Origin of the sequence: Derxia gummosa DSM 723 (genome assembly GCF_000482785.1) — a bacterium.
Classification (GTDB): Bacteria; Pseudomonadota; Gammaproteobacteria; order Burkholderiales; family Burkholderiaceae_E; genus Derxia; species Derxia gummosa.
The window spans coordinates 1-12,928 of sequence record NZ_AXWS01000008.1; the positions used below are offsets into that span (position 1 = coordinate 1).

The following is a 12,928-nucleotide window of genomic DNA, read 5'->3' on the forward strand; positions in this document are numbered from 1 at the left end:
ACTGGCCCCAGGCCACCAACGCCAGCAAGGTCGAAGTCACGGGCGGCACCGTCAAGGTCACGCGCGAGATCGACGGCGGGCTCGAGACCCTCGAACTCGACCTGCCGGCCGTCATCACGACCGACCTGCGCCTGAACGAGCCGCGCTACGCCACGCTGCCCAACATCATGAAAGCCAAGAAGAAGCCGCTCGACACCACGAGCCCGGCCGACCTTGGCGTGGACGTCGCCCCGCGCCTGACGCTGGTGGAAGCCACCGACCCGCCCGAACGCGCTCCTGGCATCAAGGTCGCCGACGTCGCCACGCTCGTCGACAAACTCAAGAACGAAGCCAAGGTCATCTGAGCAGCGGAGCCGAACGAACCATGACCACCCTCGTCATCGCAGAACACGACGGCAGCCAGATCAAGGGCGCCACCCTCAACACGCTCGCCGCCGCGCAGAAGCTCGGCGCCGACATCCACCTGCTCGTCGCCGGCCACAACGTCGGCGCCGCCGCCACCCAAGCCGCCCAAATCGCCGGCGTCGCCCAAGTGCTCGTCGCCGACGGCGAAACCCTCGCCCACGACCTCGCCGAGACCCACGCCGAACAGATCCTCGCGATCGCCGGCAACTACGACGCCATCGTCCTGCCCGGCACCGTCAGCGGCAAGAACATCGCCCCGCGCGTGGCGGCCCGGCTCGACGTCCAGCAGATCAGCGACATCGTCGAAGTCATCGCGCCCGACACCTTCAAGCGCCCGATGTACGCCGGCAACGTCATCGCCCAGGTCAAGACCTCGGACGCCAAGCGCGTGCTGACGGTTCGCACGACGGCCTTCGACGGCGTCGCCGCCACCGGCGGCAGCGCCACCACCACCACGCTCACGCCCGTCGCCGCGAAGGGCAAGACCCGCTTCCTCGGCCGCGAACTCGCCAGGAGCGAACGCCCCGAACTGACGGCGGCCAAGACCATCGTCTCGGGCGGCCGCGGCATGGGCTCGGGCGACGCCTTCAAGCTGCTGGAGCCGCTGGCCGACAAGCTCGGCGCCGCGATGGGCGCGAGCCGCGCGGCGGTCGACGCCGGCTTCGTGCCCAACGACTGGCAGGTGGGCCAGACCGGCAAGATCGTCGCGCCGCAGCTGTACATCGCGGTGGGCATCTCGGGTGCGATCCAGCATCTGGCCGGGATGAAGGACTCGAAGGTGATCGTGGCGATCAACAAGGACGCCGAGGCGCCGATCTTCTCGGTGGCCGACTACGGCCTCGTCGCCGATCTGTTCCAGGCTGTCCCGGAACTCACTTCCAAGCTGTAAGCGTGCCCCCGATCAGGAGAAAGCCATGAGCTATACCGCCCCCGTCAAGGACATGCAGTTCGTCATCAACGAACTCGCCGGCTTCGCCGACCTGCTGACGATTCCCGCCTTCGCCGAACTCGACGCCGACACCGCCGGCGCCATCCTCGACGAGAACGCGCGCTTCAACAGCGAAGTCGTCGCCCCGCTCAACCATGCGAGCGACACCGACTACGGCAAGCTCGAGAACGGCGTCGTCACGACCGCGCCGGGCTTCAAGGAAGCCTTCAAGCAGTTCGTCGAAGGCGGCTGGCAGGGCGTGCTGCACCCCGCCGAATACGGCGGCATGGGCATGCCCAAGCTGCTTGCAAGCCCTTGCATCGAGATGGTGAATTCGGCCAGCCTGAGCTTCGCGCTCTGCCCGCTGCTGACCGATGGCGCGATCGAGGCGCTGCTGACCGCTGGCAGCGACACGATGAAGCAGACCTACATCGGCCCGATGATCGAAGGCCGCTGGACCGGCACGATGAACCTGACCGAGCCGGGCGCCGGCTCGGATCTCGCCCAGGTGCGCACGCGCGCCGTGCCCCAGGGCGACGGCACCTACCGCATCAGCGGCCAGAAGATCTTCATCACCTACGGCGAGCACGATTTCGCCGAGAACATCGTCCACCTCGTGCTCGCGCGTCTGCCGGACGCGCCCGAGGGCGTGAAGGGCATCTCGCTGTTCGTGGTGCCCAAGTTCCTCGTCAATGACGACGGCAGCCTCGGCAAGCGCAACGACGTCTGGTGCGCGAGCATCGAGCACAAGCTCGGCATCAAGGCCAGCCCGACCGCCGTGCTGCTGTTCGGCGACGACAAGGGCGAGGTTGGCGCGGGCGGCATCGGCTACCTCGTCGGCGAGGAGAACCGCGGCCTCGAATACATGTTCGTGATGATGAATTCGGCGCGCTTCGGCGTCGGCATGCAGGGCATCGCGGTGGCCGAGCGCGCCTACCAGAAGGCCGTGCAGTACGCGAAGGACCGCGTGCAGTCGCGCGACCTCACGGGCGGCAAGGAGCCGGTCGCGATCATCAACCACCCCGACGTCAAGCGCCTGCTCATGAACATGCGCGCCCAGACCGAGGGCGCCCGCGCGCTCGCCTATGTGGCCGCCGCGCGCTACGACGTCGCGCACCACTCGCCCGACGCCGAGGCTGCCGCCCAAGCCCAGGCCGAGTACGAATTCCTCGTGCCGGTCGTCAAGGGCTGGAGCACCGAGATGTCGATCCAGGTCGCGTCGGACGGCGTGCAGGTGCATGGCGGCATGGGCTTCATCGAGGAAACCGGTGCCGCCCAGTACTACCGCGATGCCCGCATCCTCACGATCTACGAAGGCACGACCGCGATCCAGGCCAACGACTTCGTCGGCCGCAAGACCACGCGCGACGGCGGCGCCCTCGCGCTCAAGTTCGCGGGCGCGATCAAGGCGACCATCGCCGAACTCGAAACCCTCGGCGACGCCGACGCCAAGCCGGTCGCGGCCAACCTGATCGCGGGCGTCAACGCCTTCGAGCAGGTGGTCGGCTACCTGGTGCAGAACGCCAAGGCCGATCCGAAGGGCGTGTACGCGGGCAGCGTTCCCTACCTCAAGCTCGCCGGTATCCTGTTCAGCGGCTGGCAGCTCGCGCGCGCGCTGCTCGTCGCCAAGGCGAAGCTCGCGGCGGGCGAGACCGACCGTTTCCTCGTGAACAAGGTCGCGACCGCGCGCTTCTTCGCCGAGCATTTCGTCGCCACCGTCCCGGGTCTGGGCAGCGCCATCGTCACCGGCGGCGCGTCCGTCAACGCCTTCACGCCCGAGGACTTCTGATCGGGAGCCGGCAACGGGCGTCATCAAGGGCCGAGGGGCCGTCTCCAATCCGGCCGGCCGCTTCGAGCGGCTGGCGCGCGAGGCCGACGACGACTGGCGCAGCTTCGAGTCGCAGGGCGACGACGAAGCCGGCCCTCGCCTGACGACGCACGTCCGCGCCGAGCGCGCGAAATCCCTCATCGCGCGCAACGACTCGCCCGACGTCCCGTTCGAGCAGTCGATCAATCCCTATCGCGGCTGCGAGCACGGCTGCATCTACTGCTACGCGCGGCCGACGCATTCCTGGCTCGGCATGTCGCCGGGGCTCGACTTCGAGTCGCGGCTCGTCGCCAAGGTCAACGCGGTCGAACTGCTGCGGCAGGAACTCGCCGCCAAGCGCTACGCGCCGAAGCTCATCAACCTCGGCGCCGCGACCGACGCCTACCAGCCCGTCGAGCGCGAGCTGCGCATCACGCGCGGCCTCGTCGAGGTGCTGGCCGACTGCCGCCATCCGCTGTCGATCGTCACCAAGGCCAGCCTCGTCGAGCGCGATCTCGACCTGCTCGCGCCGATGGCCGCCGACGGTCTTGTCGAAGTATTCGTCTCGATCACCACGCTCGATCCGGCGCTCGCCCGGCTCATGGAGCCACGCTGCGCCAGCCCCGAGCGCCGGCTGCGCACGGTGCGCGCGCTCGTCGAGGCGGGCGTGCCCGTGGGCGTGCTCGTCGCGCCGATCATTCCCTTCGTGAACGAGCCGGAAATCGAGCGCATCGTCGCGGCCGTCGCCGAGGCGGGCGCGAAATCGGCGCACTACACCGTCATCCGCCTGCCCTGGGAATTGACCGGCCTGTTCAACGACTGGCTGGGCGCGCATTTCCCCGATCGGGCCGAGCGCGTGCTCGCGCATATCGCCGACATGCGCACCGCGCCCGCCGAAGCGCGATCCGGCCGCCGCCGTTTCAATGACGCCGATTTCGCGACCCGCATGAAAGGGCGCGGCCCGTGGGCCGAATTGATCCGCCAGCGATTCCGCCTCGCGGTCAATCGCGCTGGGCTCGGCCGCGCGATGACGCCGCTGCGCTCCGACCTGTTCCGTCCGCCCGGATTGCCGGGCGCACAGGCTTCGCTGTTCTGACTTGTGTGCTTATAATGCGCGGTTTCCCAAAGCCATTGCTCCGGCTTGGGTGGCCGCGATCAGCGGCCGGCAAGTGCGCAAAAGCGCCGGCCGGCGCGGTCGCAACCGTTCTGAACGCCCGAAGGCACAGGCCTAAGGGCATCGCAAACAGCGTGGTCGCGTTCGGCGCCGGCAAGTGTCGGCCGGATTTCCGAACCTCCGTCTCGCACAAGGAACAAGCATGGTCGTCATTCGCCTTTCCCGTGGCGGCGCCAAGAAGCGCCCGTTCTACAACATCGTCGTCACCGACTCGCGCAACCGTCGCGACGGCGCCTTCATCGAGCGCGTCGGCTTCTACAACGCCGTCGCCCACGAAGGCGACGAGAAGCTCCGCATCGCCCTCGACCGCGTCAGCTACTGGACCGGCGTCGGCGCCCAGCTGTCGCCCACCGTGGCGCGTCTAGTCAAGGACTTCGCCAAGAAGGCTGCCCAGCCCGCCGCCTGATGACCAGTACCGTGACGCAGTCCGTGCCGGGCGATCTCGTGGTCGTTGCGCGAATCGTCGGTGCCTACGGCGTCAAGGGCTGGATCAAGGTGGAAGCGTTCTCGGCCGAGGCCTCGGCGCTGCAACGCGCCGACCGCTGGTGGATCGCACCGCGTGATTCCGGTCGCTGGCAGCTGCGCGAGTGTCACGATCTCAAGCCGCATTCGGGGCAGATCGTGGCCCGCATCGAAGGCTGCGCCGATCGCGACACGGCCGAGGCGCTGCGCGGACATGAAATCGCCGTCTCGCGCGGCGACTTCCCCGAACCCGAGCCGAACGCCTACTACTGGGTCGATCTGCTCGGTTGCGAGGTGGTCGCCGAGAGCGACGGCAAGGCGGCAGGCAAGGTGGTCAACCTCATCGACAACGGCGCGCACTCCATCCTCGAAGTCCAGGTGAGCGAGCGCGACGGCAAGCCGGTGACGGAACTGATTCCCTTCGTCGATGCCTACCTGCGCGACGTGAACATCGCCGGGCGACGCATCGTCGTCGACTGGATGTTCGAGCCGCAGGGCTGAGCCGATGGCGCTGCGCTTCGATGTCGTGACGCTGTTCCCCGAGATGTTTTCGGCGGTCACCGAAAGCGGCATCGGCGCGAGGGCGCTGCGCAACGATCTCTGGCGGTTCGCCGCCTGGAATCCGCGTGATTGCACGGTCGATGCGTATCGCCGCGTCGATGACCGGCCCTTCGGGGGCGGTCCCGGCATGGTGATGCTGGCCGAACCGCTGTCGCAGGCGATCGAGGCGGCCAAGGCCGCCGACGAACGTCCCGCGAAGGTGGTGCTGATGTCGCCGCAGGGCCGACCGTTCTCGCATGCAAAGGCGGTCGAGATGGCCGGCGGCGACAGCCGGCACGTGCTGGTCTGCGGCCGCTACGAGGCCATCGACGAGCGCGTGCTGGCCAGTCTGGTGGACGAGGAAATCAGCCTCGGCGATTTCGTGCTTTCGGGCGGCGAGATCGCGGCGATGGCCATCATCGATGCCTGCGTGCGACTGCTGCCGGGCGCGATGAACGACGCCGAATCGACCGCCCGCGACAGCTTCGCGGACGCATCGACCGGCGGCCTGCTGGACTGCCCGCACTACACGCGGCCGGAAAGCTGGCGCGACATGCCGGTGCCCGAGGTGCTGCTGTCCGGGCACCACGCCAACATCGCGCAATGGCGGCGGGAGCAATCGCTGCTCGCCACCGCGCGCAAGCGGCCCGATCTGATCGAACGGGCGCGCGCACTTGGACTGCTCAGTGCGCGCGACGAGAAGTACCTGAAGCAGTTGGAACAGTAGTTGTCAGCAACCCCATCCTCTGGCCGGCGAACACACAACCACACGCCGGATCACTGATGGTCCCTTGGAGAATGTCATGGCCGACATCATTCAGATCCTCGAGCAGGAAGAGATCGCGCGTCTCAACAAGTCGATCCCCGAATTCGCCCCCGGCGACACGGTGATCGTCAACGTCAACGTGGTCGAAGGCACGCGCAAGCGCGTCCAGGCCTACGAAGGCGTCGTGATCGCGCGCCGCAACCGCGGCCTCAACTCGAGCTTCATCGTCCGCAAGATCTCGTCGGGCGAAGGCGTCGAGCGCACCTTCCAGCTCTACTCGCCGCTGATCGCGTCGATCGAAGTCAAGCGCCGCGGCGACGTCCGTCGCGCCAAGCTGTACTACCTGCGCGATCGCTCGGGCAAGTCGGCGCGCATCAAGGAAAAGCTGCCGGCGAAGAAGGTCGCCAAGTAAGACCGGATCGCGGAGGGCGCTCCGGCGCCGTCCGCACCGTGCTGCGATGGCCAGACCACGCTTCGACCCCGAACACGCCCGCCTCGTCGAACCCGACGCGGCGGGCGTGCTCATTCCGGACGCGCGACTCGACGCTCCAGCGTTGCGCCGCTTCTTCACGCGCGCCGCTGGCGGCATCGATTCCATCGCTCGCGCGGCCAGTCCCGATCCGGTCGATTCCCGGCCGCTGCCGACCGCCACCGAACTCGCCGCGCTCACACCGGCCGCCGTGCTCGTCGGCCTTGTGCAAAGACCCGCCGGCCTGACGGTGCTGCTCACGCGGCGCACCGCCCATCTCAACGACCACGCGGGCCAGATCAGCTTTCCGGGTGGCCGCACCGATCCTGATGACGCCTCCCCCGTCGCAACCGCCCTGCGCGAGGCGCACGAGGAAGTCGGCCTCGCGCCGAGCGCCGTCGAGGTCATCGGTCGGCTGCCGCTGCATGACACTTCCACGGGCTTCATCGTCACGCCGGTCGTGGCGCTGGTCGAGCCGGTCGAGGCCTTCGCGCCCGAACCCTTCGAGGTCGCCGAGGTGTTCGAGACGCCGCTTGCTTTCCTCATGGACCCGCGCAACCACGAGCTGCGCGAAGTCGCCTGGAACGAAGGCGGCGTTGCCATGACCCGCCGCTTCCGCGCCATGCCCTGGCACAGCGACGGCGAGCGCTACTTCATCTGGGGCGCGACCGCAGCCATGCTCCACAGCCTGTACCGCCTGCTCGCCTCCGGGGCGGACTGAGCGTCGTCGCTAGAATCCCCCGACCGCCACCACTGCGTCCGCACATGACCTTCCTGTCCGTCGTCATCGCCTTGATCATCGAGCAGTTCAGGCCACTGCGATCCGACAACCTCGTGCACGGCGCCGTCCGCGCCGTGGTGCGCTGGATCGAGCAGTCGATGAATGCCGGTGACCGCCGTCATGGCGTGATCGGCTGGGTCGTGCTGGTGCTGCTGTTCGCGCTCGTGACCGGCTTTCTCTACTGGCTCGTCTGGCTCGCGGGGCCGGTGCCGCTGCTGCTGTTCCAGGTGCTGGTGCTCTACCTGACGCTCGGCTTCCGGCAGTTCAGCCACCCGTTCAGCCGCATCCAGGCCGCGCTCGAAGCCGGTCAGCTCGACGAGGCGCGGGCCGTCCTCACCGACTGGAAGCGCGAGACCGACCCCGAATTCTCGGCCGAGCGTCTGTCCGCCGGCGAGGTCGCGCGCGCCGCGCTGCTGCGTGCGCTCACGCTGGTGCATCGCCACGTGTTCGGCGTGTTCGTCTGGTACGTGCTGGCTGGACCGGTCGGCGCCGTGCTCTACCGCGTGACCGAGTCGGCCGCGCGCATCTGGCATCGGCCCGATACCGCCCGCTTCGGCGAGTTCGCGCGTGCCGCCTTCGCGGTGATCGACTGGCTGCCCGTGCGTCTGACCGCACTCGGCTTTGCGATCGTCGGCAACTTCGAGGATGCGATGTACGCGTGGCGCACCGGCGCCGCGCGCTGGGGTGACGAGAGCGGAGCGATCGTGCTTGCGGCCGGTGGTGGCGCAATGGGCCTGACCCTCGCGGGCGGTGCCGAGCATCCGGTCGTGCTCGAAAGCTCCGGTGCCGCCGACGCGAGCGAAGCCGATGTCGGCCTGAAACGCACCGTGCGCGCCGAGCATCTCAAGGCCGCCGTCGGTCTGGTATGGCGGGCGATGGTGCTCTGGCTGGTGCTGCTGCTGCTGTTCTCGATCGCGATGTGGGTCGCCTGAGTCGTCGTTCGTGCGCCATTCGGCGCGTTTGATCGATGCAATTAATTGTTTTGCGTTGACAAGCCTGAAATGCTCGGAGCAGCATTCGCCAATCGGCCACCGCGATCCATCGAATTATTGAATTGCGGGCGCGTTCGAATCGAACCGAGCCCTGTTGATTGAATTCCGGCAGTTCGCCGTCACTTCATGAAACGGCACCCGAATGACCGGCCAGCGTGTGCGGTCATTCGAGATCCCAGGCAAGTGAATCGTCTTCTGCGTATTCACGACTTGCCCGGTCCGTATTTTCCTTCCCGAGTTTCCTCCGGCAATTCCTGCCGAATCCTCCGACTTTCAGTTCCAAACCTCCGAAAGGTTCATGCATGAGCGACGCCATCCAGCATGTGTCCGATGCCAGCTTCGAAGCCGACGTGCTCAAGTCCGACACGCCCGTTCTGGTCGATTACTGGGCCGAATGGTGCGGCCCCTGCAAGATGATCGCCCCCATCCTCGAAGAGGTGGCCAAGGAGTACGGCGGCAAGCTGACCATCGCGAAGCTCAACGTCGATGACAACCAGGCCACGGCCGCCAAGTTCGGCATCCGCGGCATCCCGACGCTGATGCTGTTCAAGAACGGCGCGGTCGCGGCCACCAAGGTCGGCGCGCTGTCCAAGCAGCAGCTCACCGGTTTCCTCGAAGCCAACCTGTAATCCTTCTCAAATTCTCTCCCCGCGGGCGCCTCGCGCAGCCGGTTTCCACCGGCGCCACATCGCGAGTCCGGGCGCCCCACTTCCACCCCTCAATCGCTCGGCCCGGCCGAAGCTCCAGCAATGCATCTTTCCGACCTCAAGGCCCAACACGTATCCCAGCTGCTCGAATTGGCGAACCAGCTCGAGATCGACAACGCGAACCGCCTGCGCAAGCAGGAACTCATGTTCGCGATCCTCAAAAAGAAGGCGAAGCTCGGCGAACAGATCTTCGGAGATGGCGTGCTGGAAGTGCTGCCTGACGGTTTCGGCTTCCTGCGTTCGCCGGAAATGAGCTATCTGGCCAGCACCGACGACATCTACATCAGCCCGTCGCAGATCCGCCGCTTCAACCTGCATACCGGCGATTCGATCGAGGGCGAAGTGCGTACGCCGAAGGACGGCGAGCGCTATTTCGCGCTGGTGAAGGTTGACAAGGTCAACGGCGTCACTCCCGAACAGAACAAGCACAAGATCATGTTCGAGAACCTGACGCCGCTGTTCCCGGACGAGCCGCTGCGGCTCGAGCGGGACATGCGCGGGGAGGAGAACATCACCGGGCGGATCGTCGACATGATCGCGCCCATCGGGAAGGGCCAGCGCGGCCTGCTGGTCGCGAGCCCGAAGTCGGGCAAGACGGTGCTCATGCAGCACATCGCGCATGCGATCACCTCCAACCATCCCGAGGTCGTGCTGATCGTGCTGCTCATCGACGAGCGCCCGGAAGAAGTGACCGAGATGCAGCGCTCGGTGCGCGGCGAGGTCATTGCCTCCACCTTCGACGAACCCGCGACGCGTCACGTGCAGGTGGCCGAGATGGTCATCGAGAAGGCCAAGCGCCTGGTCGAGATGAAGAAGGACGTGGTCATTCTTCTTGACTCGATCACCCGGCTCGGCCGCGCCTACAACACCGTCGTGCCCACCTCGGGCAAGGTGCTCACGGGCGGTGTGGACGCGAATGCGCTGCAACGGCCGAAGCGCTTCTTCGGCGCGGCGCGCAACGTGGAGGAGGGCGGCTCGCTCACCATCATCGCGACGGCGCTGATCGAGACCGGCTCGCGCATGGACGACGTGATCTACGAGGAGTTCAAGGGCACGGGCAACATGGAAGTGCACCTCGAACGCCGCCTCGCCGAGAAGCGCGTCTACCCGGCGATCAACCTCAACAAGTCGGGCACCCGGCGCGAAGAGCTGCTGATCCCGAAGGAACTGCTGCAGAAGATCTGGGTGCTGCGCCGCCTCATCTACGACATGGACGAGATCCAGGCGATGGAGTTCATCCTCGGCAAGATGCGCGAGACCAAGAGCAATGCCGAGTTCTTCGACATGATGCGTCGCGGCGGCTGACGCCGCTGCGCGACCGGAATCACCCGCTATAATCGCTGGCTTTTCTTCCCGGGCACGTGGCTGGCGTCGAGTTAAACCCTTGATGCCTTACAGGGGAAGCGCGGCGGTCGGGTGATCGCAGGGCGCTTTCGGGCATCCGCCAGGCCGGCGACCCAACGCAAAAGGAACCGCCATGAAAGAAGGCATTCACCCCGAATACCGCGAAGTGATCTTCCAGGATCTGTCGATCGACTTCACGTTCAAAACCCGCTCCACCATCCAGTGCCGCGACAAGATCACCTGGACCGACGGCAAGGAATACCCGCTGTACAAGCTGGACGTGACCTCGGAATCGCATCCGTTCTACACCGGCAAGCAGAAGGTCATGGACACTGCCGGCCGTATCGACAAGTTCCGTCAGCGCTTCGGCAACCGCACCGGCAAGATCGGCGGCTGATCTCCAGCCCCGGTTATCCGGCCGGGCCGAGGCCCGCAGCAAAAAGGCAGCCTCGGCTGCCTTTTTGTTTTTCCGGCGCCAGTGCATGGCGCGCAACGTCGGTGCGGCATGCTCCGTCGCCGACCGACACTCCCTCGACATGATGGCCTCTCCGACCCCGCTACGCCTGACCGAAGCCGCCACGCGCAAGCTGCCGCGCTGGGCGCTCGCCGTGATGCTGCTCGTCTATGCGCTGCCCGGCCTGTTCGGCCGCGACCCGTGGCGCGCCGACGATGCGAGCGGCTTCGGCGTGATGCTGACGATGGCGCGCGGCACGGCCGCCGACTGGTGGATGCCCAACATCTTCGGCTCGGCCGTGCTCGGCGACGGGCCGCTTTTCTACTGGATCGGCGCGCTGTTCATCCGGCTGTTCGGCAGCATCGTGACCGCCGACGAGGCCGCGCGGATCGCGACGCTCGTCGCGGCGGCGGGCGGCGCGGCGGCGCTCTGGTACGGCGTCTATCTGCTCGGCCGCCGGCCGGATGCCCAACCTCAGGCGCTCGCCTTCGGCGGCCAGCCCGAGCCCAAGGCCTACGGCCGCGCGATCGCCGATGGCGGTCTGCTGCTCGTGCTCGCGACGCTCGGTCTGCTGGTGCGCGCGCATGAAAGCTCGCTGCCCATCGCCGGTTTTGCCTGCGCGAGCTTCGCGCTGTTCGGTCTCGCGCGTTCGCTCGACCGGCCGATCGCCGGCGCGCTCAGCTTCGGCGCGGCGGTCGGTGCGTCCGGCCTCACGCTCGGCTGGACGGCGGCGGCGATCTGGCCGTTCTGCGTGCTGTTCGCGAGCCTCATCTCGCCGCCGTTCCGCCGGCTCGGGCCGGTCTGGCACCTGATCGCCTGGGCGACGGCGGCGGCGCTGCTCGCCGTCTGGTTCTGGCCGCTGGCGACGATGTTCGGCGACGCGGGCCGCGCCCGGCTCGACGACTGGCTGGCCAATTCCCAAGCCGGTTTCTGGGCCGGGACGCTGCGCGTCTGGGCCTTCTACCCGCAGAACGCAGCCTGGTTCCTGTGGCCGCTTTGGCCTGTCGCGGCCTGGGCCGCCTGGGTCTGGCGCGCGCACTGGCGGCTGCCGCAATTCGGCTTGCCCACGGCGGGCATGCTGGCCGGACTGCTCTACATCGGTTGTGGCCGCACGCCGGGCGACATCCCGCTGCTGGTCGTGATGCCGGCGGTCGCGATGCTCGCGGCCTTCGGCCTGCCGATGCTCAGGCGCGGCGCGGCCAACCTCATCGACTGGTTTGCGCTGATCGTGTTCACGCTGTTCGGCCTGGCGCTGTGGTTCACCTGGATCACGACGCTGTCGGGTTGGCCAAGCCATTTCGCGCTCAGCCTCGCGCGACGCGCGCCGGGCTGGCAGAGCCGCTTCTCCTTCGCCGAGCTGCTGGTCGCGGCGGCGGTCTGCTACGGCTGGGTGCGGCTCGTGCTGTGGCGCGTGCGTGCCCAGCCCGAGGTGCTGTGGCGCAGCGCCGTGCTGTCGGCCGGTGGGCTGACGGTGTGCTGGTCGCTGTTCATGACCTTCCTGCTGCCCTACGTCGATTACGTGAAGACCTATCGCCACGTCTCGGCCGAGCTGCATGCACAGCTGCCGACCGATGCCTGCGTGCAGGCCGCGGAAGTCGGGCTGCCGCAACGCGCCTCGCTGGTGTACTTCGACGAATTGCGCATCGGCGGTGCCGATTGCGGCTGGCTGCTCACGCACGAGAACCGCAACGCGCCGGTCGCGGCGCCGCCGGCCGCGTCGTGGAAGGAAGTCTGGACCGGCCGCCGCCGCACCGATCCGACCGAGCGCTTCGTGCTCTATCGGCGCCTGCCGGGCAAGGCCGCGACCGCCGAGGGGGCCGATGTCGCAACCGGCCACGACGTTGCCTCGGCTATCGAGGACGCTGCTGCCCTGCGCGCACCGGCACCGGCCGGCGCGACCGATGCCGACGGCAAGGCCGACGCCCAGGCCAGGAGCGAAGCCGGCGGCATCAGCAACACCGGTGGCAAGACCGACACCGACGGCAAGCGCCAGCCAGTGGCATCGGCTCGCGGAGCTGATGCCGGCGCTGCGCCAGCCCACGCTGCCGCGGGCAAGCGGCATTGACCACTGTTCCGCCATCCTCCGGGAGTGGCCGCAC

Annotated in this window: 14 protein-coding genes; all 14 read left to right on the plus strand. The window is 67.6% G+C overall.

The genetic code is table 11. The features are described from left to right. Positions 1–344: electron transfer flavoprotein subunit beta/FixA family protein (locus H566_RS0106275; protein ID WP_028310768.1), on the plus strand; the 344-nt coding region annotated here is incomplete at its 5' end. A 20-nt stretch (positions 345–364) separates the two neighbouring features. Then, on the plus strand, positions 365–1,294 hold the full coding sequence (locus tag H566_RS0106280; protein WP_028310769.1) for an electron transfer flavoprotein subunit alpha/FixB family protein: 930 nt from the start codon (positions 365–367) through the stop codon (positions 1,292–1,294). Between the two features lie 25 nt (positions 1,295–1,319). Continuing rightward, a complete protein-coding gene (locus tag H566_RS0106285; protein ID WP_028310770.1) occupies positions 1,320–3,122 on the plus strand; it encodes an acyl-CoA dehydrogenase in 1,803 nt (600 codons plus the stop codon). A gap of 22 nt (positions 3,123–3,144) precedes the next feature. Further along, on the plus strand, positions 3,145–4,236 hold the full coding sequence (locus H566_RS0106290; RefSeq protein WP_028310771.1) for a PA0069 family radical SAM protein: 1,092 nt from the start codon (positions 3,145–3,147) through the stop codon (positions 4,234–4,236). Positions 4,237–4,456: 220 nt separating this feature from the next. Beyond that, entirely contained in the window at positions 4,457–4,720 is a 264-nt protein-coding gene (rpsP, locus tag H566_RS0106295) for a 30S ribosomal protein S16 (RefSeq protein ID WP_028310772.1), read from the plus strand. Next, the gene (gene rimM / locus H566_RS0106300) at positions 4,720–5,277 is read left to right on the plus strand and encodes a ribosome maturation factor RimM (RefSeq protein WP_084544842.1); all 558 of its coding nucleotides are present in this window, start codon (positions 4,720–4,722) and stop codon (positions 5,275–5,277) included. Before rpsP ends, rimM begins: the two co-directional genes overlap by 1 nt. Positions 5,278–5,287: 10 nt before the next feature. After that, a complete protein-coding gene (gene trmD / locus H566_RS0106305) occupies positions 5,288–6,043 on the plus strand; it encodes a tRNA (guanosine(37)-N1)-methyltransferase TrmD (protein ID WP_028310774.1) in 756 nt (251 codons plus the stop codon). A gap of 76 nt (positions 6,044–6,119) precedes the next feature. Next, positions 6,120–6,494, plus strand: a complete 375-nt coding sequence (gene rplS, locus H566_RS0106310; protein ID WP_028310775.1) for a 50S ribosomal protein L19 — start codon at positions 6,120–6,122, stop codon at positions 6,492–6,494. A gap of 46 nt (positions 6,495–6,540) precedes the next feature. Further along, complete coding sequence (locus H566_RS0106315; RefSeq protein ID WP_028310776.1) at positions 6,541–7,272, plus strand: CoA pyrophosphatase; 732 nt, start codon at positions 6,541–6,543, stop codon at positions 7,270–7,272. Between the two features lie 44 nt (positions 7,273–7,316). Beyond that, positions 7,317–8,264, plus strand: coding sequence for a CobD/CbiB family protein (locus H566_RS0106320; RefSeq protein ID WP_028310777.1), 948 nt, complete (start codon positions 7,317–7,319; stop codon positions 8,262–8,264). Between the two features lie 362 nt (positions 8,265–8,626). Further along, positions 8,627–8,953 (plus strand): thioredoxin TrxA, encoded by a 327-nt coding sequence (gene trxA / locus H566_RS0106325; RefSeq protein WP_028310778.1) that lies wholly within the window; start codon positions 8,627–8,629, stop codon positions 8,951–8,953. 120 nt (positions 8,954–9,073) lie between these two features. After that, on the plus strand, positions 9,074–10,336 hold the full coding sequence (gene rho / locus H566_RS0106330) for a transcription termination factor Rho (RefSeq protein ID WP_028310779.1): 1,263 nt from the start codon (positions 9,074–9,076) through the stop codon (positions 10,334–10,336). Positions 10,337–10,508: 172 nt separating this feature from the next. Beyond that, positions 10,509–10,772, plus strand: coding sequence for a type B 50S ribosomal protein L31 (locus tag H566_RS0106335; protein WP_028310780.1), 264 nt, complete (start codon positions 10,509–10,511; stop codon positions 10,770–10,772). Between the two features lie 139 nt (positions 10,773–10,911). Then, complete coding sequence (locus H566_RS23340; protein ID WP_051378229.1) at positions 10,912–12,894, plus strand: ArnT family glycosyltransferase; 1,983 nt, start codon at positions 10,912–10,914, stop codon at positions 12,892–12,894. The last annotated feature ends 34 nt before the right edge of the window (positions 12,895–12,928 follow it).

Bases quoted from the DNA above. Each gene is read 5' to 3' on its own strand.
- trxA (WP_028310778.1), top strand. From the start codon at position 8,627: ATGAGCGACGCCATCCAGCATGTGTCCGATGCCAGCTTCGAAGCCGAC.
- H566_RS0106285 (WP_028310770.1), top strand. From the start codon at position 1,320: ATGAGCTATACCGCCCCCGTCAAGGACATGCAGTTCGTCATCAACGAA.
- rimM (WP_084544842.1), top strand. From the start codon at position 4,720: ATGACCAGTACCGTGACGCAGTCCGTGCCGGGCGATCTCGTGGTCGTT.
- rplS (WP_028310775.1), top strand. From the start codon at position 6,120: ATGGCCGACATCATTCAGATCCTCGAGCAGGAAGAGATCGCGCGTCTC.
- H566_RS0106315 (WP_028310776.1), top strand. From the start codon at position 6,541: ATGGCCAGACCACGCTTCGACCCCGAACACGCCCGCCTCGTCGAACCC.
- H566_RS0106280 (WP_028310769.1), top strand. From the start codon at position 365: ATGACCACCCTCGTCATCGCAGAACACGACGGCAGCCAGATCAAGGGC.
- H566_RS0106335 (WP_028310780.1), top strand. From the start codon at position 10,509: ATGAAAGAAGGCATTCACCCCGAATACCGCGAAGTGATCTTCCAGGAT.
- H566_RS0106320 (WP_028310777.1), top strand. From the start codon at position 7,317: ATGACCTTCCTGTCCGTCGTCATCGCCTTGATCATCGAGCAGTTCAGG.
- H566_RS23340 (WP_051378229.1), top strand. From the start codon at position 10,912: ATGATGGCCTCTCCGACCCCGCTACGCCTGACCGAAGCCGCCACGCGC.
- rho (WP_028310779.1), top strand. From the start codon at position 9,074: ATGCATCTTTCCGACCTCAAGGCCCAACACGTATCCCAGCTGCTCGAA.
- rpsP (WP_028310772.1), top strand. From the start codon at position 4,457: ATGGTCGTCATTCGCCTTTCCCGTGGCGGCGCCAAGAAGCGCCCGTTC.